The organism is Pseudoduganella buxea (assembly GCF_009720835.1).
In the GTDB taxonomy this organism is placed as follows: Bacteria; Pseudomonadota; Gammaproteobacteria; order Burkholderiales; family Burkholderiaceae_D; genus Rugamonas; species Rugamonas buxea.
The window spans coordinates 1-18,172 of the sequence record NZ_WNKZ01000051.1; the positions used below are offsets into that span (position 1 = coordinate 1).

Here is an 18,172-nt window from a genome sequence, read left to right on the forward strand (position 1 = left end):
GGCACGGGCGGCGCAGCCGGGGGCGGCTCGGGCGATTGTAGCGCAGGGGCCGGTTCGGCCGCGCCGCCTTGCTCAGCAGCATCGCCATCGGCCGGGGGCATGGTGCCGCCGGATTCGGCCGGCGCGGCTGCCTGGTCGGACGACGCAGATGCCGGTTCGGGAGCGCTTTTCTTGCGCGGCGGCGGCACCGGTTCGCTCGCCCGCTCGGGCACGGGTTCAGGCTCCGCCTTGGGCGCCGGGGCCGGCACCTCGATGCGCTGGGGCAGCGCCAGCCGCAACTGCGCGCTGACGGTGGCGGGCGCCTGCGGCGCATCGAAGCGCATGCCGATGCGCGCCGCCAGCCAGTCGATCGTCAGGTAATGCAGGGCCACGGTGGCCGCGCCCAGCACCAGGACGCGGCGATAGCGGGACAGGAAGGAAGACGTCATGCTGCTAGTGTAACGTCTGTTGCCCCAGACTGCGCTCGCAGCCCGGGCTGGTGTGCCTGCTACCCGGCCAGGCTCAAGGCAGCAGGCGGCGTGGCAGGTCGATGGTAAACGCGCAGCCCACGCCCGGGAAGTTCTCGACGGTAAGGCGGCCGTCGTCGGCGCTGATGCTCTGCCGGGCAATTGCCAGTCCCAGGCCCAATCCCGACTTGTCCTCGCCGCGCTGGGTGAACGGCGAGAACATCTTCTCCGCATTGCCGCTTGGGAGCCCGCCGCAATGGTCCCGCACTTCGATCAGGATGCGCTCACCTGCTACACGGGTCGTCAACGAAACCCGCGTGTGCGGACGGGTGAACTTCAAGGCATTGTTCAACACGTTTGCCAGTGCGGCAAGCAGCGCGTCGCGGTTCCCTTCCAGGCCCAGTGCCGGGTCGACCGGTGGCACCGCCAGTTCATTGCCGCGCCGGTCTGCTTCCAGTTGCGCCGCTTCACGCGCTTCGTCGATAAAGGCCGCCAATGAGAATATCCGGTCCGGATCCTGCAACGTCCCCCTGCTGCGCACTTCGTCGAGCGAATCGGCGATGAGCCGCTTCATGGCCTCGTGGCTGCGTTTCAGCACGGCGCCGGTCGCGCCCGTCATTGACAGCGCGCCTGCTTCCATCGCCTTTGCCGCCATCATCGCGACGCTCAGCGAATTGCGCAGTTCATGCATCGTGAAGCCGAGGCGTTCGTTCACATCCGCCGACTGTTGCTTCGCGATAAACGCGTCGCGCTGGGCGCTGAATTCCGTGACGGCATCGGCGATGGCATCGTCCAGGCAACGGTTCAAGGTGCGGAATTCGTCAACGGTGAACGGCGCGTCCCGCTCGACCGCAAGGTCGGTGATGGCCTGGCAGAGATCGCCATAATCGTGTACCACCTGATCGACCGTGTAGTGCAGGGCCAGCAGTGCACTGCCATGAGCGGCCGCACTGACTCCCATTTCCGACAATTTGGCATGATCGCCTCCGGAGGCGCCGGATATCGCCACGCCCGCGCCGGACCCCGCATCCTGTTCCGCTTCCAGTGTCCGGGTCAGTTGAGAAAGAAACATCGGGATGCCATTGCGCAACTGGCTTTCGGTGGCATTGCGCCGGGGTCGTTTTGCCACTTTGGCGGTACAACGTTTGATCAGCTCATCGGCATTATTTGCCAAGAAGTCGTGCATCATAGGGAGCCTCACAAGAAGGTAATCAGGAACCAGGCTAACGAGATGGAGACGCGACGATGGCTTGCCACGACGGAAAGGGGCATCAGCCATACAGGGCGGCATCGGGCGCACCCGGAACCACGGTGCGCTTCCTTGCCGCATCCGTCAACCGGTATCGGCGGGCTGGTGCGGCGGTTGCCCCACCGCCAGGCCAGGCCGATGGCGGGCACAGCCCTAAAGGTGCCCGGCGACGGCCCGAAACTCCCCACGGTTCGGCAAGCCCGACACGCCGGTTGCGGTCCCGGTCAGGGGACAAGGCACTCAGGGCAACAAATGTTGCGTCGAGTGGCGGAATCCTGATGTTCCATGACAACGAACCATCGGTGAGGAACCGGGCCGTTCGCTGCACCTTGAACGAACTGACAACTTTTTCGCAGTGACGCCCGGAATCTGCTACGCTAAGCGTCGCCCCACCGCCTATCCCAGCGGGACGTTAGGAGACAATGATGAGCACACCGCAAATGCCGAATATCCCCGGCGCCGCCGCCATGACGGACACGCTGGACTTCGTGAAAAACCTGTGGGGCAGCATGGGCGTGCCCGGCATGTCGCTGCCCGGCCTGGCCACGCCCACGCTGTCCGTGGACGACCTGGACAAGAAGATCAGCGACCTGAAGGCCGTCGAATCGTGGCTGAACCTGAACGCGGCCATGCTGCGCAGCAGTATCCAGGCGCTGGAAGTGCAGCGCCACACGATCGCCACCTTGAAGACGATGGGCCAGACCATGGCCGAGGCGATGCAGCAGTCGGCGCGCCAGGACAAGTCCCTGTTCGAAGCCAATCCCTACGCCGCCGCCTTCTTCCCTCAATCCGACCCCAAGGCTGCCAAGCCGGAGGCGGCGAAAACGCCGGCACCGGCACCGAAGCCGGCCGAGGACGCGAAAGCCGCCAAGCCCGACGCGGCCGCCGCCGCCGCGGCCCAGATGGCCAACCCGGCCGCGTGGTGGAATATGCTGCAGGAGCAGTTCAAGCAGGCCGTGACGTCGGCCATGGTGGCCGACCCGGCCGGCAAGGTGTCGCCGACAGCGCCGGTGCCCACGAGCCAGGACAACACGGCCGGCCAGGCCGGCGGCACGCCGGACGCCGCACTCGATGGCGACAAGGGCATCGGCGCGGCACGCCGGGCTGCGGCGGCCAAGAAGGCCGGGCCGAAGCCGAAGGAATAAACCGCAACAGACACTCGCACGGGAGGTTCGCCATGGCGCTGCTGCTGTACGGCCATCCATTTTCCTCGTACACGCAGAAGGTGCTGGTCGCGCTGTACGAAAACGCCACGCCTCACGAATTTCGCAGCCTGGCACCGGAGTATCCGCAGCATGGGGCCGAATGGCTGCAACGCTGGCCGCTGCGCACGTTTCCCCTGCTGGTGGACGGCGGGCGCGATGTGGTGGAAGCGTCCATCATCATCGAATACCTGCAACTGACGGCGCCGGGCCCCGTGCGCCTGCTGCCGGCCGACCCGATGGCGGCACTCGACGTGCGTTTTCTCGACCGCTTCTTCGACCTGCACGTCATGGCGCCGATGCAGGAGGCGGTGGCCGGTGCGCTGACGCGCGATGCGGACAAGCAGCGCGAGGCCATGGCCTGCGCCGTCGAGAAACTGGACCGGGCCTACGCGTGGATCGACGGCCACCTGGCCGGGCGCGAATGGGCTGCCGGCGACGCTTTCACCCTGGCCGATTGTGCCGCCGCGCCGGCGCTGTTCTACGCCGACTGGACTCATCCCATCGCCGAACGGCATGCCGCCTTGCGCACCTACCGCGCCCGGCTGCTGGCAAGGCCGTCGTTCGCCCGCGCGGTCGATGAAGCACGGCCCTACCGCGAGCTGTTCCCGCTGGGGGCGCCCGACCGGGATTGACCGGGCGCGCGCTTACGACACCGGCTTACTTGTCGAGAATGACGATCGGCTGGTTCTTCTCCACCACGTAGGTTGCCAGTTCGGAGCAGACCTCCGCGCCCGTATTCTTCGCCGAGTGCACGGCACCGGCGGGAATGTAGAGCGATTCGCCGGCCTTCAGGCGGATGATCTTGCCGTCCATTTCATAGTCGATCGAACCATTGAGCACATAGGCGATTTCCGCGCCCGGGTGCGAGTGCTTCGGGAACGAGGCGCCCGGCTTGAAGTCGACGCGCACCTGGATGGCTTCGCGCTTGCTGTCGAATTCGCTGCGCACGGTTTCCGTGCGGGCGATGCCTTTCGCGTCGAATTTCGCGCGCGGCAAGGTGGCGGCCGATTGCGCCATGACGGGCACGGCGACGAATGCCAGCGACAGCGCGGCGGCGGTGATGCGAAGAGTGGATTTCATTGGTTTCTCCTGTGTTGGTGGCTCGATGCCAAAAGTCCTGCAAATATCGATAACGGACAACCGGTAGTGTCGATTGCGCCGCTTACTTCGTTTACACTGCGCGTTTTGCGTCCTACCCCGGAGTCCATGCCGTGAGCAGCACCGAACCGCCAAGCAGCAAGCCCATTCGCCTCCTCCTCGTCGACGACCATCCGATGATCCTGGCGGGCCTGGCCGATACCATTGCCAGCCAGCCCGGCATGGAGGTGGTTGGCGAGCTCGAAGACGGCGCCGGCGTTGCCGAAGCCTTTCGCACGCTGCGTCCGGACATCACGATCATGGACATCGCCATGCCCGTCGTGGACGGGCTGCAGGCGCTGGCGGCCCTGCGCCGGCTGGACGGCGAAGCGCGCGTGGTCATGCTGACGACCCTGCAGGGCGACCACCAGATGCGGCGCGCCATCGAACTGGGCGCGGCCGGCTTCCTGATGAAGCACAGCCTGCGCAAGGACCTGATCGATGCCATCCTCGCCGTGCATGCGGGGCGGCGATGGATTCCCGCCGACGTGGCCCGCACCCTGGTCGAGCACCTGGGCCAGCCCAGGCTGAGCGAGCGCGAGGTGGAGGTGCTGCGCAGCGCCGCCGCCGGCAACGGCAACAAGCAGATCGGCGTCCACCTGGGTATCGCCGAGGACACCGTCAAGGCCCATATCCGCACGATCCTGGCCAAGCTCGATGCCCAGGACCGCACCCACGCCGTTGCCATCGCGGCGAAGCGGGGCATCATCACGCTGTAACGCCGGCGGGCCGGATCAGCCCTTCAGGAACGCCAGCAGGTCGCTGTTGACGCGGTCCTTGTGGGTGTCCGTCAGGCCGTGCGGCGCGCCCGGATACACCAGCAGCCTGGCATGCTTGACGATGGCCGCGGCGGCGCGTCCGGAAGCGTCGATCGGCACGATCTGGTCGTCGTCGCCGTGGATGATCAGGGTCGGCTTGTCGAACTTCTTCAGGTCGGCGCGGAAGTCCGTTTCGGAAAACGCCTTGATCGAGTCGTAGGTGTTCTTGTGGCCGGCCATCATGCCCTGCATCCACCAGCCGTCGATCAGGCCCTGCGACACTTTCGCGCCGGGGCGGTTGAAACCGAAGAACGGGCCGGCCGCGATGTCCTTGTAGAGCTGCGAGCGGTTGGCGATCGAACCGGCGCGGATGCCGTCGAACACCTCGCGCGGCAGGCCGCCCGGGTTGTCCGCCGTCTTGAGCATCAGCGGCGGCACGGCCGACACCAGCACCAGGCCGGCCGTGCGTTTCGTGCCGTGGCGGCCGACATAGCGCGCCACTTCACCGCCGCCGGTGGAAAAGCCCACCAGGACCGCGTTCTTCAGGTCCAGCGCTTCGATCAGCTGGGCCAGATCGTCGGCGTAGTGGTCCATGTCGTTGCCGTCCCAGGGCTGGCTGGAGCGGCCATGGCCACGGCGGTCGTGGGCGATGCAGCGGTAGCCTTGGTCGGCCAGGAAGATCATCTGCGATTCCCAGCTGTCCGAATTCAGGGGCCAGCCATGGCTGAAGACGACCGGCTTGCCGTCGCGCGGCCCCCAGTCCTTGTAGTACAGGGTGACGCCGTCGCGCGTCGTCAGGTTGGCGATCGGACGTGCCGGGCGCGCTGACGCGGCGCCGGCGCCGAGCGGCACGGCGGCGGCGGCCACGGTGGCGGCGCCCAGCAGTACATTGCGGCGGCGCTGGTCCGGATTGCTGGCTTGGGTCATGCTTTCCTCGTCTAGGGTCAATGGCGTTCGTGTTGAACAGGTGGGCCACAGCGTAACGGGGAACGCCGTGGCCGCCATCGTCACGAGGAGTGCGGCGGTGCTAGCTCGTTCGAGCTAGGGGAAGCTATGCCGCTTCGGCATGGGGCCGGCGGCGCTGGCGCAGCCGCAGGAACAGGGCCGCCGTGCGGCGGCCGGGATAGGCCCGCTCGGCCGGAATATCGAGCTGCATGACCGTGCCCTGGCCGGGTGTCGAGAGCAGGGTGCAGGTCGCGCCGATGGCCCTGGCGCGCTCGCCGATGCCGACGATGCCGTAGTGCTTGCGCTGCTGTGCCTTGTCGCCGGCGGCCGCCATGCCGCAGCCGTCGTCGCGCACCAGCACGGCCAGGCCGTCGGGGCGGTAGTCGATCACCAGTTCCACCCGGCCCGCCCGCGCATGGCGCGCGGCGTTGAACAGCGCTTCGCGCGCGATGACCCGCACTTCGTCGCGCACGCGGGGGCACAGCAGGCGCGGCTTGCCGTTCACGGTGGCCGTGAAGCGCTGCTGCAGCAGCACGCTGCCGAACTGGCTGAGCGCCTCGCTCAGTTCCTCGGGCTCCTGGGCGGTGCGCAGGTCGGCGATGCAGTCGCGCCCTTCGGCCATCAGTTCGTCGGCCAGTTCCAGGGTCTGCTCGATCCTGTCCCGTTCCTCGGCACCGAGCGGCAGGCGGCGGGCCTGCTGCTCGAACAGCATGATCAGGCCCTGCACGCTTTGCAGCAGCGTGTCGTGCAGGCCGCGGGCGATGCGTTCGCGCTCGGCCAAGCGCTCCTTCATCCGGTCGCGCATATGCGCCGTCAGCCGCCGCACGCGCAGCAGGTACAGCGCGGCCAGCAGCACGCCACCGAGCAGCACGGCCAGGGCCGTGAACCATCCCGTCTCGACGAAACGCGGCGGCACCTCCAGCGCCATCGTGGCGCCCGATTCGTTCCACACGCCGTCCTCGTTGGCGGCGATGACGCGGAAGCGATAGGCGCCTGGAGGCAGGTTGGTGTACACCGCCTCGCGGCGCGTGCCGGCTTCCTGCCAGCGCTGGTCGAAGCCCTCAAGCCGGTAGCGAAAGCGCACTCGTTCGGGAATGGCCAGGCCGAGTGCCGTATAGGCGATACGCAGGTCGCGCTCGCCGATGGGCAGGCGCACGCTGGCCTGGGCGGGAAAATCGAGCTCGCCCGCATGCAGCGAAAGCACCTGCACGGGCGGCGCCAGGGCATTGCGCGACAAGGCAGCCGGATCGAGGCTGGCCACTTCGCTGGCGGTGGCGAACCACAAGCGCCCGTCGCTTCCCTGCGCCATCGACGGCAAGGGGCGCAACTGCTCGGCGCTGCCCACCAGGCCATCGAGAGCATCGAAGCGTTCCAGCGGCAGCTGCCATCCGGGCTCGCGCAGCAGGCGTTCGACATGCGCTGCATCGATGCGGCTGATGCCGTCTGAGCCGTACAGCCACAGCTCGCCCGTGCGGGTGCGGACCAGGCCGGAGATGCCGCGCAGGCGCTGCCCACCGGCCGCGCCGACGCCGTGCCAGCGGGCGCCGTCGTACCAGGCCAGCCCGTCCTGGCCACCGGCCCACAGGCGCGCGCCGTCCACCAGCAGTACCTGCACGTTGCCCAGGCGCAGACCGTCGGCCTCGCCGAAGACCCGTACGCGCCCGTCCCCGATCATGGCGATCCGGTTGCGATCGAAACCGCCCCACACCCGCCCGGCCGCATCCGTCGTCAGCGACAAGGCCAGGCCGTCCGGCATGCCGGGCAGGCCGCCATCCTTGTGCCACGTGCCATCCTCGATCCGGAACAAGCCGCGGCGCGAGATCGACGCCCACATGCGGCCCTTGCCGTCGATCGTCATGGCCTGCGCGGCATTGCCGGCCAGCTCCGGTGGGTGCGGCAGCCGGGTTACCCTGCCAGCTGCATTGCGGTGCCAGCGTTCGGTGGCGCCGGCCAGCCACAGGCCGCCGTCGGCGGCGCGGCAGGCGGCCGTGAGGTCCAGTCGACCCAGCGTCTGCCGCAGGCCTGCGCTATCGTATCTTCCCAGGGGCCGGCGCTGGTCGCCGATGATGACGCCTTCGTGGCCGTCGACCACGATACCGGGCCGGTCGAACGCGGTATCGACGGGCACCGCCTGCAGGCGCGTACGCCGCAGGCGGTCCAGGCCGGCCGACGTGCCGATCCACAGGTTGCCCTCGCGGTCCTCGAATGCCGTCTGCGGCAAGGGCCCGCTCATGCCGTGCGCCCGGGTCAGCTGCTGCGCGTTCGCGGCGCTGCCGGTGTACGGGGCCTGGCGGCGTTCCAGCGCGTCCAGCTTCAGGACCCACATGGTGCCGGTGCGATCGAACAGGGCGCCGTTGCCGCCCAGTTCCGCGCGCGGACGTGGGTTGCCGGCTGGCGCGGCGGGGAGCACACGGTATTGCTTGTCGATGCCGTCCGAGCCCCACAGCGTGCCATCCGGCGCTTCGGCCATCGCCATCAGGTCGATATGGGGCCAGGCACGCCGGTAGCGGGCCTGGCCGGGATCGCGAAAGTAGATGCCGCCCTGGACCGACACCCACTGGCGGCCGTCGCGGCCGAACAGGATCTGCCGCGTCGCCGTTTCCGGCAGCCCTTCGGCCTTGCCGATGCGGCGGAAGACCGTCGCGCCGGGGGCCAGGTAACCCAGGCCGGTACTGGTGGCCACCCACACGCCGCCGTCCGGCCCTTCCGTCATCGTCATCACGGAGCCCCGCGGCAGGCCGTCCGCTTCCGTGAACAGCTGCCTGCGCCCGGCCGAGAAGACACTGATGCCGCCGAAGCGCCCGCCCACCCACAGGCGCCCGTCGCGCGTGGTCAGCAGTCCCAGGGTATTGTTCGCGTGGAGGCGGTGGCCCTGCACGCTGTCCATGCGCTGAAAGTCGACGCCGTCGAAGCGGAACAGGCCGTGGGGAGAGCTGATCCACAGCCAGCCGTCCCGGGTTTGCGTGAACTGGACGACGTCGGCGGGCGCGCCGCGCTGGCCGTTCCACGAAGTATGGGCATAGCCGGACAGCGCGGGGGTGCCGGCAAGGGCCGTGAACGACAGCACCAGCATGAGCAGGGCGGCGCCGTGTCGCAGCAAGGCGGTTCCGCCGCCGGCGCAGCGGCGGCGCAGCGGCGCCGCGTGGTCTTGGTCGATTCTGGTGTCCATGAGACGTGCTTGGGCATCCGGCATGCCGGTGGTGCTTGCCCTGGGTTGGTGAAGGCGGCCATGGCTGGCGCCTGGCCCGTGGGGCGTGAGCTATTGCCAAGTATACATGAGCCCGGCATGGACGGGCAGGGATTGCCCTAGGCGTCCGCCTGTGCCGCCCCTTCGTCCACCGGTTCCACTGCTTCAGCCTCGCCTTCGGCCGGCACCCGCCCGGGAATCAGCACCTGCAGCTGCTCGACCAGCTGGGCGAAGCGCTGCTGCCCGGCGGCCAGTTCGTCCACGTGCATCAGTACCCCGTTTGCCTCGATCATCAGCGCTTCGTCGTAGCCGTGCAGCTGCATGTGGTTGATCAGCATCTGGGCGGAGTTGAACAGGATACGCATATTGTCCGGCAGCCGTTCGCGCGCCTCGCGCATCCATTCGACGGCTTCGGCCAGCTTGCCCGTCTTCCACAGCAGCACGCCCTTGTTCATCATCTCGGCGGCCTCGCGGCGCGCTTCGGCGATCAGCGCCATGCCTTCCTCGCCCATGCGCGCCTTGTCGAAGATCTTCTGCACTTCGTCCAGCAGCACGGGGTTGTCGTGGTTATTGCGGATAACGTGGCACAACAGCTCCACGGGTGCGTCCTTGACGCCGACGGCGAACAGCAGGGTCGCCATCTCGATGCAGGTCGCCGTCTGCGGGCGCTTGCGTTCCTTTTCCAGCATGGCTTCCAGTTCGTCGCCGGACTTGCGGGCGCGCCGGAAGTCACCACTCTCGTGGTACACCAGGCCTTCTGTGATCTTGCTGCGCAGGGCCACCAGCTCGCCGGGGAAGTCGCGCTGGGCCGTCGCCAGCAGGCGCAGGGCTTCCTTGATGTCGCCCTTCTGGCCGCACACGCGCGCCATGCCCAGGTAGGCGTCGACAGTGCGGTTGATGGAGTACTCGCCGATGGCGATGCACTTGCGGAAGGCGTGTTCGGCCTGGGGGATGTTCCCGATGCGCAGCGCCGTGTTGCCCAGGCTGCGCTGGCGCTGCACGGAGTTGGGCGACAGCTTGGCCGCCTTGGCCAGCACCTCGCAGGCATCTTCATGGCGGCCCAGCAGCCCGAGTGCGCCGGCCAGCTGGTCGTAGGCGTCGATGTAGTAGCGGTTTTCGCCGATCACGCCCTGGAACATCTGGCGTGCCGCCTCGTGGTCGCCATTGGCCAGGCGGATCTTGCCCAGGCCCGTGCGGGCCCAGTTGTATTCGCGCTCTTCCAGCAGCCGCTCGTAGACGGTGCGCGCCTTGTCCGGCTCACCGGCCTTCAGCAGCAACGTCGCCTTCATGCGCATCAGGTCGATCTCGTGCACCTTGTGGCGCGCCACCTGGGCGTCGCACAGCCGCGCCGCGCGCAGGTAGTCCTTCTCGATATAGGCCGCGTCGATCTCGCGGAACACCTGCTTCTTGTGCCACACGCGGTTCAGCCGCGTCAGCAGCACGCCTTCCGTGATGGGCTTGATGATGTAGGCGTCGGGCTGGTGCTCGGCCGCGCCCATGACGGATTCGACGCTTTTTTCCGCCGACACCATCAGCCAAACGCTGCTGGGGATCATCAGGTTGCGCACGCGCGCTTCCTCCAGCACCTGCTGGCCGTTCTTGCCTTCGCCCAGGTTGAAGTCGCACAGCACCACGTCGTAGTGGGTACGCAGCAGCAGGGTCATGGCTTCGCCGCCGGACGAGGCCTGATCGATATGGCGGGCGCCGATATTGCGCAGCGACTCGCGCAGCAGCTGGCGGATGCCGACGAAGTCGTCGACGATCAGGTAGCGCTTCTCGCCCCAGTCGACGTCGGCGATTTCCGCCGTCGGTGCGCCGCTGGCGGTGATGTAGGTGGTCGTCATGGCAGGGTCAGGACGAAGCGCCCGCCGCCCAGCGGGCCGCCGTTTTCCAGCCGGATGGTGCCGCCCACCTGCCGGCGCTTGTGCATGCGCGCCACTTCGCTGGCGAAGAACAGGCCCAGGCCACTGCTGTTGGTGAGGAAGTTGACGCCCTGCCCCACCAGTGCGCCCGCCTCCAGCATCGACGGCGGAAAGCCCATGCCGTTGTCGGCCACGGACAGTTCCAGCATGCCGTCACGCTCGGCGATGGCAAGGCGGATGCGGTCGCGCGTGTAGCGCACGGCGTTGTTGACGGCATGGGCCAGCACGCCGATGACGAGGTCCTCATCGAAGGTCCACAGCAGTTCGGGCGGTGCTTCCACCTCCAGCGTGATCTGCTTCGATTCAAGCAGGATGCGCACCTGGCTGACCACCTGCTGCACCAGGTCGCGCACGGGTACCGTGTTCGGCTCGAACGGGTAGGTGGGCTTGCCCACTTCCTTGTACAGCGCCAGCAGCTGCATCAGGTTGTCCGACAGGCGCCGGGTCTGGTACAGCATGTGCGCCATCTGCGGGTAGGCCGGGTCGGCCTGCTGTTCCGGCCTGGCCTGGTCGAGCAGGTTCTCCAGCGTGCCGCCCAGGACGCTGATGGAGTTCTTCATGTCATGGACGGTCGAAGCCAGAAACATGAACAGCTCGGGGGAGCCGGTGTGATCGTCCATCCTGGAATTCTCCAACGCGGTTTCAGTGGAGCAGATTATATTAGATGCCGTACGGCAACAACCGACTGAATGCCGTCTACCCCCTGCAAAATCAAGGTTTTGGCAGGATTGCGACAGTCTGGGCGCGATTTCGTTTGCGCTCTTTCAACAAAAACCGGGCCGGGTCCAGGGCCGCCACCAGGCTCGCTTCCAGGGGTGGCGCTTCGTCTTCCAGCTGGCAGGCCAGCAATTCGGCCGCCAGCGGCGCCCAGATCAGCCCGCGCGACGCATACCCCAGCAGCGCGTGCAGGTTCGGCTGGCGATCGACGTCGCGCAGCCGTTCCGGCTGACCGGCCGCGTCGAAGTCCGGCAAGGGCCCTACCAGCGGCAGCCGGTCCGGCGCCATGCAGCGCAGACCGACGCGCCCTTCCAGCGGCAGGCCGGCCGGCACCCGCGCCTCGCCCAGGATTTCCACTGCCCGCGCCAGGTTTTCCTGCTGGCTGGCGGCGCGCAGGGCACGGTCGGCATCCTTGTCGTAGGTGGCGCCGACGCTGACGATGCCGTCCACCGGCGGCGTCATGTAGGCCTCGCGGCAGACCACCAGCGGCAGCGCCGCGAAGCGCTGCGCCGCCACGTGGGTGACCTGGCCGCGCATCGTGTACAGGGGCAGCGGCGCCGTCTGCGGCAGGTGCAGCGCGCCGGCGCCGTTGGCGACGATGACACGGGCCGCGCTGGCCAAGGTGCGCCCGTTCGCATCGAGCGCATGCCAGGCGTCGCCGCGTCGCTCCAGCCGCAGCGCCTCGGCATGGAACACACGGTGCAGCCGGGTACCGCAGGCGTCCAGCGAGGCGCGGCAGATCGAGGCCGGATTGGCCCAGCCGCCCTGCCCGAACAGCCAGGCGCCGTGCGGCGTGCTGGAACCCAGCAGGTTCGCGGCGGCTGCGGCGTCGATCCAGCGCACGAACTCCTCGGGATAGCGCCACTGGGCCGCCACCTCCTGCTGCAAGGCGGCGTGTTCGGCATCGCGCGCCAGTTGCAGCACGCCGCACTGCGCGCCCAGCATCGGCACGCCACCCGGCGACAGCCCGCCCAAGCGCTGCCAATGGCGCAGCGCGTACAGGTACGCCGCGCGGGTCAGCCGCGTGGGAATATTGTCGTCGCGCGACAGCAGCGGCATGAAGATGCCGGCGCGGTTGCCGGAAGCCTCCGAGGCCGCTTCGGCGTGCCGCTCGATCACCGTCACTTGCCAACCCCGCGCGCACAGGCGCTCGCAGGCCGCGCTGCCGGCCAGGCCGGCGCCGATGACGATGGCGCTGCGCACGGGTGGCGCGGGACGGGGCGGCTGCGGCTTGCGGCTGGTGTAGCGGGCCTGCAGCCAGCCATTTTGCGCCGCCGTGTCGTCCCACGAAAAGCCGGCGGCGCGCAGGGCCCGGCGCCAGGCATCGTCGCCATCCACGGCCGTCAGCCGCGCATCGGGCACGGCCAGCCTGGCCAGCGCGCGCAGCGACGATACCGGCGCCGGCACGAAGAAGGCGTCGACCCGCGCCGCCAGCTCGCCGATGCCCGCATCGACGTCGCCCAGCAGGATGTCGAACGTGGTGCGCCCGCCATCGAGCACGAGGCGGTGCAGGCCCGGCACGGCCGTCGGCCACGCAGCGCGCAGGCCGGCGTCCTCGATGGCTTCGGCCGGCGGCAAGGTCGCCAGCACGGCGATGTAATGCAAGGTGCGGCCCCCGGCACGCGCCGCGGCCAGGCGCTCGCCGCGACCGAAACCGGTGTCGAGGATGACGTGACGCGAATCAGGCAAGGCGCGCGCACTCCTGCTGGCGGAAGCACGCGGCATCGTGGTCGTTGACCAGGCCGACGCCCTGCATGTAGGCGTAGATGATGGTGGAGCCGACGAACTTGAAGCCCCGCCTGGCCAGGTCCTTCGACAGCCGGTCCGACAGGGCGGTCCTGGCCGGCCGGTCGCCCGGCGCGGCGATATGGTTGCACAGGGGCTTGCCGTCCACATAGGCCCACAGGAAGCTGTCCAGGGTCTGGCCTTCGCCCCTCAGGCGCAGGTAGGCCTGGGCATTGGTGATGGCGGCCGCCACCTTCAGGCGATTGCGCACGATGCCGGGATCGGCCAGCAGCGCGGCCACCTTGTCCGGGCCGTAGGCGGCGATTGTCCCCGCATCCCAGCGGTCGAAGGCGGCGCGGTAGGTCTCACGCTTGTTCAGGACGGTCTCCCAAGAAAGGCCGGCCTGGGCGCCTTCCAGGTTCAACATCTCGAACAGGCGCAGCTCGTCGTGGCAGGGCACGCCCCATTCCTCGTCGTGGTAGGCGATATAGCGGGGATTGGCCGGATTGGCCCAGCTGCAGCGGCAAGGTGGCGAGGGCGTGGTGGGCATGGTCGTGCGCGGCGTTCGGGAATTTCGCAGTATAAGTGAAGCCACGGCGTGCGGCCATCGCGACGCCGAAAACCGGAGCACAAGCGCATGACCAACCCCGATTTCCCTGACAACGGCACCGACACGCCCTGCACGCCCGAGGCGCCTGACCACGCGCCCGCCACACGCGAGCCCAGCGGCGCCGCGTGGGTGCACCGCATCCCCGGCAGCCGCGCCACCCAGGACCTGGCGCCGTCGTTTCGCACGGCCGTGGAAGCCTTCCTGGCCGCGATGGCGGCCGCCACCATCCGCGTGCGCATCGCCGCCACCCTGCGCTCCCGCGAGCGCGCCTACCTGATGCACTGGAGCTGGAAGATCGCCCGCGGCAAGGTCGAGCCGGAAGACGTGCCGCCGATGACAGGCGTGCCGATCGACTGGGTCCATCCGGCGCCGAAAGACAGCATCCGGGCGGCGCAGGCAATGGTGGCGGCCTTCGGCATGAGCGGCCTGCGCGCCGCGCCGTCGCTGGACTCGCTGCACCAGGACGGCCGTGCCATCGACATGACGATCTCGTGGCGCGGCGTCGCCACCATCCGCGACGCGGCCGGCAAGGAAGTCGTGCTGGACCGCCTGCCCCGCACGGGCATGAACCCGCAACTGATCGGCGTCGGGGCCACCTACGGCGTCATCAAGTCCGTCGGGGGCAGCAACGACAAACTCCATTGGTCGGCGACGGGGCGCAAGACGCGGGGGTGAGGCCGGGCTGACCCCGTCCGACATGGTTCGATATTCACAGGTCGAAACTGTCGAGCCGCCGGCTGAGCAGCTTGGGAGCGTAATATGAGGCATCTGCTTGCACTACTCGCTTCGACCTTCATGACGACCACCGCGCTGGCTGCGCCGCCGCTGCCCCGCGAGGTGCGTGACTTCATCAAGCATGCCGATCTCTGCGAGCGCCTTGCGGGCAAGTGGGACAGTTCCCTGCCGCCGGAGCGCCGGCGCTCCATCGAACGGGGTGTCGACCGCCATTGCGCGACCGCACAGCGCCAGCATGGAAAGCTGGCGCGCAAGTATGCCGGTAACGCGCGCGTACGAAAAATCATCGAGCAGCACGCATACGATGCTGTCCGCCACTTCGACCCCGATCCCGTGCGCTGACAGGTCAGTTTTTACCCATGGACGAGTGCTAGAATCGGCCGGTCAGCAACCCGCCGCCGGCTCCCCATGACCACCCCACCCCGCCCCCTCGCCATCGACCATATCTCCGCCGGCGCCGACGCCTTTCACAACGAAGACATGATCGCCGTCTTCGAGCACGATGGCGTGACCGATATCGTGGTGCTCGATGGTGCCACCTCGGTTGCGGAGCACAACTATATCGATGCGGCGGCTGGCGACGTGGTGTGGTTTGTCAGGCAGTTCTGCCGCCGGCTGGAACCGCTGCTGCACCGCGAGCGCAGCCAGGCCGACAGCGTCAAGGCGGCACTGGCCGACCTGCGACGGGCTTTCGTGGAGCGCACCGGCGGCGGCGACGTTCCCCTCCATGCCTGGCCCATCGCCGCAATGAGCTGGCTGCGCATCGTCGCCACCGGCCCCGCGCTTGCCTTGCAGGCCTACTGTGTGGGCGACTGCAAGACACTGCTGTACCGCGAAGGCAGCGGCGTGGTGGACCTGGACCCGTACGTGAATCCCCAGGAAGGCATCCTGCTGGCCGAAATCGAGCGCCTGACGCAGGCTGGCGTGGACGCCACCGCGCGCAAGGCCCACCTGCTGCCGATGCTGCGCGCGCGCCGCGAGCAGCAGAACACGATGGTGGCGCCGGCCATCCTGTGCCTCGACCCGCGCGGTGACCTGGCTGCGCGCACGTTCGCGCTGGCGCTGGGCCCAGGCGATGTCGTCCTCGGCATGACGGACGGTTTCTACCGCATCGTCGATCCCTACCGCTTGCAGTCGGCCGGTGCCATGGCGCGGCGCTGCATCACCGAAGGCGTGGCCGCCGTGCTGGCCGACCTGCGCCATTTCGAGGCGGACCGGCAGCGTGCCGACAGCGGCGCCGTCAAGCGGGCCGACGATGCGTCGGCCGTGGTGTGCAAGGTATTGGGCTGAGCAGCAGCTGAGCAGCAGCAGCGCAGTTGGTGAGCAGAATTTGGGCGGAAGCGCGCAGGCCGCGCGGCGCCAGTTGCGCTACCATGGACGTCCCCACTTCGCAGGAGAGCTCCCATGCAATTCGAAGCAAAACTGGAATGGCAGCGTAATGGCCAGGCCTTCCTCGACCAGAAATACAGCCGCGCCCACGAATGGATCTTCGATGGCGGCCTGCGCGTGCCGGCATCGTCGTCGCCGCTGTCGGTGCCGCTGCCGATGTCGGTGGCCGACAATATCGATCCGGAAGAAGCGCTGGTAGCGGCCGCATCGAGCTGCCATATGCTGTTTTTCCTGTCGCTGGCGGCAAAACGGGGCCATACGGTGGAAAGCTATTCCGACAGTGCAGTCGGCCTGCTGGGCAAGAATGCCGACGGGCGCATGGCGTTGACCAATATCACGCTGCGTCCGCAGATCGTCTTCGGTGGCGAGCGTTGGCCGGACGAGGACGAAATCGCCGCCATCCACCACGAGGCGCACGAGAAGTGCTACGTCGCCAATTCGCTGAAGACGGAAATCACGATCGAACCGGCCATCGAACCGGACGGCAGCGAGGAATTGCCGGAGCAATCGCTAGGCTGACGAAGAGAAAAAGCGGGCGACGAAAAAAAGCCGGGCAAGGTGCCCGGCGAGGTCGTCGATGGCTTGCGCCGTGGCGCCAGCCTTATTTGACCGGTTTATTGGCCGGATTGGCCGGATCGCTCGGCGCGTCCGTATTGCCGCTGGTTTCCTGGGCCTTCTTCACCTTGTCCTTCGATTCCGGCATCATGGCGCTGCTGCCGGTCTTGCCCGTGCTGCTGGCGCCGGCTGCCGTCGTGCCGCCTTTCAGGCTCGCTTCCAGTTGCTGCACATGGCCCATGTGCTGGTCGATGGTCGGCTGCAGTTTCGCGGCCAGGCCCTTGACGTCCGCGTCCTTCGCATTCGACTGCGCCTTCGTTACGATGGTCTTGGCTTCCTTGTGGCTTTTCACGCCGGCCTGCTGCAGGTACGCCATATCGAATTTCTCACCGGACATACCTTCCAGCTTCTTCGCCATGGCCTTGTGCTTCGCGTCCAGCTCAGCCGGCAGTGCCACGCCCTTGGCCTGTGCCACGGCCTTCACTTCGTCCAGGCCCTTGGTGTGATCGTCGACCATTTGCTGCGCGAAGGTCTTGACCTGGGCATTCTGCGATTTTTGCAATGCCAGCTTGCCCGCTTCGACTTCGGCCATATTGGCCATCGCCATGTCCTTCAACGATTTCTCATCGGCTTTCGCCAGCGACTGTGCATGAGCCGAACCGATGCTCATCAGGACCGCCAGCAGCGGCACGCCCAGAAAACTCTTCCACATCTTTGCCTTGTTCATCTGATTCTCCTGTGGGTTATCTACCGAAAAGGCCGCTTTCAGGAACCGTTATTTTGTTTTCATGGTTGGAAATGCATTTTACGTTGTATACAACGTAAGAGACGCACTCCACGCGCACGCGGCGGCAGGATTGCAACAGGCACCGGGTGGCACCATGAAAAACGGCCCCCGGCCAGCCTTGGCGGCTGTCCGGGGGCCGTAGCGGCGACACACTTACAGCTGCTTGCCGGCCTGCGCCAGGCGCATGCGCATGACGTCGTTGGCGGCCGGGCCCGGCGCGAACATATAGTCCTCGTCGCTGATGGCACGGCCACTGTTGGCATCGATCAGGATCTGCGTGGCCGGCTCGCCCGTTTCACGGTTCACCACCAGCAGGCTGGCACCTTCCGGCGCCAGGTGTTCATTACCCCAGGCTATAAATGCCAGCAGCACCGGCTTGAAGGCGCGGCCTTCCGCCGTCAGCAGGTATTCATAGCGGGGTGGCCGTGCGCTGTACTGGCGCTTTTCCATCAGGCCACTGGCCACCAGCCCCGCCAGGCGCCGGGTCAGCATATTCGGCGCAATCTTCAGGCTCTTCTCGAACTCGTCGAAACGGGTCAGACCATAGAATGCGTCGCGCAGGATCAGGATGCTCCACCATTCGCCAACCTTGCCGAGGCTGCGCGCGATCGGGCAAGGCATCAGGCCAAAATCGGTATGTTTCATTCTTCCTCCTGTTGTTGCATATCAGTAAATCAGGTAGCTGACAATAAAGTCAGGTTATAACCTGAAAAGAGTCGTCGAAAACTCTCGAATAGTCACGATTCGATTGGATTGCATCGTGTCTGTATTATGTTGCAGTGCCAGATCGCGTGCTTTTGCCGGA

The 18,172-nt window shown here is 67.4% G+C and carries 17 protein-coding genes and 1 pseudogene; 7 read left to right on the forward strand and 11 right to left on the reverse strand.

Annotated elements, in window-relative coordinates; genetic code table 11:
- Positions 1–428: pseudogene (locus GM672_RS16945) on the reverse strand (DUF3108 domain-containing protein); the annotation flags it as partial.
- Between the two features lie 73 nt (positions 429–501).
- The gene (locus GM672_RS16950; protein WP_308807446.1) at positions 502–1,635 is read right to left on the reverse strand and encodes a sensor histidine kinase; all 1,134 of its coding nucleotides are present in this window, start codon (positions 1,633–1,635) and stop codon (positions 502–504) included.
- Positions 1,636–2,120: 485 nt separating this feature from the next.
- Between GM672_RS16950 and GM672_RS16955 the strand changes: the two genes are divergently transcribed.
- Together GM672_RS16955 and GM672_RS16960 are read left to right on the forward strand one after the other, a co-directional pair.
- Positions 2,121–2,840, forward strand: a complete 720-nt coding sequence (locus GM672_RS16955; protein ID WP_155471720.1) for a PhaM family polyhydroxyalkanoate granule multifunctional regulatory protein — start codon at positions 2,121–2,123, stop codon at positions 2,838–2,840.
- A 32-nt stretch (positions 2,841–2,872) separates the two neighbouring features.
- Positions 2,873–3,532, forward strand: a complete 660-nt coding sequence (locus tag GM672_RS16960) for a glutathione S-transferase family protein (protein ID WP_155471721.1) — start codon at positions 2,873–2,875, stop codon at positions 3,530–3,532.
- 25 nt (positions 3,533–3,557) lie between these two features.
- Here GM672_RS16960 and GM672_RS16965 read toward each other — a convergent pair whose 3' ends face one another.
- The gene (locus tag GM672_RS16965; protein WP_155471722.1) at positions 3,558–3,980 is read right to left on the reverse strand and encodes a cupin domain-containing protein; all 423 of its coding nucleotides are present in this window, start codon (positions 3,978–3,980) and stop codon (positions 3,558–3,560) included.
- A 131-nt stretch (positions 3,981–4,111) separates the two neighbouring features.
- Between GM672_RS16965 and GM672_RS29975 the strand changes: the two genes are divergently transcribed.
- Positions 4,112–4,756 (forward strand): response regulator transcription factor, encoded by a 645-nt coding sequence (locus tag GM672_RS29975; RefSeq protein ID WP_229427723.1) that lies wholly within the window; start codon positions 4,112–4,114, stop codon positions 4,754–4,756.
- Positions 4,757–4,771: 15 nt separating this feature from the next.
- Here GM672_RS29975 and GM672_RS16975 read toward each other — a convergent pair whose 3' ends face one another.
- From GM672_RS16975 to GM672_RS17000, 6 genes are all read right to left on the reverse strand, one after another.
- Positions 4,772–5,722: an alpha/beta fold hydrolase gene (locus GM672_RS16975; protein WP_155471723.1), complete on the reverse strand. Its 951-nt coding sequence runs from the start codon at positions 5,720–5,722 to the stop codon at positions 4,772–4,774.
- Positions 5,723–5,846: 124 nt separating this feature from the next.
- The gene (locus tag GM672_RS16980; protein ID WP_155471724.1) at positions 5,847–8,909 is read right to left on the reverse strand and encodes a sensor histidine kinase; all 3,063 of its coding nucleotides are present in this window, start codon (positions 8,907–8,909) and stop codon (positions 5,847–5,849) included.
- 137 nt (positions 8,910–9,046) lie between these two features.
- Entirely contained in the window at positions 9,047–10,771 is a 1,725-nt protein-coding gene (locus GM672_RS16985) for a tetratricopeptide repeat-containing response regulator (protein ID WP_155471725.1), read from the reverse strand.
- Complete coding sequence (locus GM672_RS16990) at positions 10,768–11,469, reverse strand: sensor histidine kinase (RefSeq protein WP_155471726.1); 702 nt, start codon at positions 11,467–11,469, stop codon at positions 10,768–10,770. The genes GM672_RS16985 and GM672_RS16990 overlap by 4 nt, the downstream gene beginning before the upstream one ends.
- A 91-nt stretch (positions 11,470–11,560) precedes the next feature.
- Positions 11,561–13,255 carry an FAD-dependent 5-carboxymethylaminomethyl-2-thiouridine(34) oxidoreductase MnmC1 gene (mnmC1, locus tag GM672_RS16995; protein ID WP_229417788.1) on the reverse strand — a complete coding sequence of 565 codons (1,695 nt, stop codon included), beginning with the start codon at positions 13,253–13,255 and terminating at the stop codon, positions 11,561–11,563.
- Positions 13,248–13,841: a DNA-3-methyladenine glycosylase I gene (locus GM672_RS17000; RefSeq protein WP_155471728.1), complete on the reverse strand. Its 594-nt coding sequence runs from the start codon at positions 13,839–13,841 to the stop codon at positions 13,248–13,250. Before GM672_RS17000 ends, mnmC1 begins: the two co-directional genes overlap by 8 nt.
- An 87-nt stretch (positions 13,842–13,928) precedes the next feature.
- Between GM672_RS17000 and GM672_RS17005 the strand changes: the two genes are divergently transcribed.
- From GM672_RS17005 to GM672_RS17020, 4 genes are all read left to right on the forward strand, one after another.
- Entirely contained in the window at positions 13,929–14,576 is a 648-nt protein-coding gene (locus GM672_RS17005) for a hypothetical protein (RefSeq protein WP_211517380.1), read from the forward strand.
- A gap of 84 nt (positions 14,577–14,660) precedes the next feature.
- Positions 14,661–14,978: a hypothetical protein gene (locus GM672_RS17010; protein ID WP_155471729.1), complete on the forward strand. Its 318-nt coding sequence runs from the start codon at positions 14,661–14,663 to the stop codon at positions 14,976–14,978.
- A 66-nt stretch (positions 14,979–15,044) separates the two neighbouring features.
- Positions 15,045–15,926, forward strand: coding sequence for a protein phosphatase 2C domain-containing protein (locus GM672_RS17015; RefSeq protein WP_155471730.1), 882 nt, complete (start codon positions 15,045–15,047; stop codon positions 15,924–15,926).
- Between the two features lie 114 nt (positions 15,927–16,040).
- Positions 16,041–16,544: an OsmC family protein gene (locus tag GM672_RS17020; protein ID WP_155471731.1), complete on the forward strand. Its 504-nt coding sequence runs from the start codon at positions 16,041–16,043 to the stop codon at positions 16,542–16,544.
- Between the two features lie 82 nt (positions 16,545–16,626).
- On the opposite strand, the gene GM672_RS17025 is transcribed toward GM672_RS17020, so the two are convergent.
- The gene (locus GM672_RS17025) at positions 16,627–17,307 is read right to left on the reverse strand and encodes a DUF4142 domain-containing protein (protein ID WP_155471732.1); all 681 of its coding nucleotides are present in this window, start codon (positions 17,305–17,307) and stop codon (positions 16,627–16,629) included.
- Positions 17,308–17,520: 213 nt separating this feature from the next.
- Positions 17,521–18,012 carry a winged helix-turn-helix transcriptional regulator gene (locus tag GM672_RS17030; protein WP_155471733.1) on the reverse strand — a complete coding sequence of 164 codons (492 nt, stop codon included), beginning with the start codon at positions 18,010–18,012 and terminating at the stop codon, positions 17,521–17,523.
- Between the last annotated feature and the right edge of the window lie 160 nt (positions 18,013–18,172).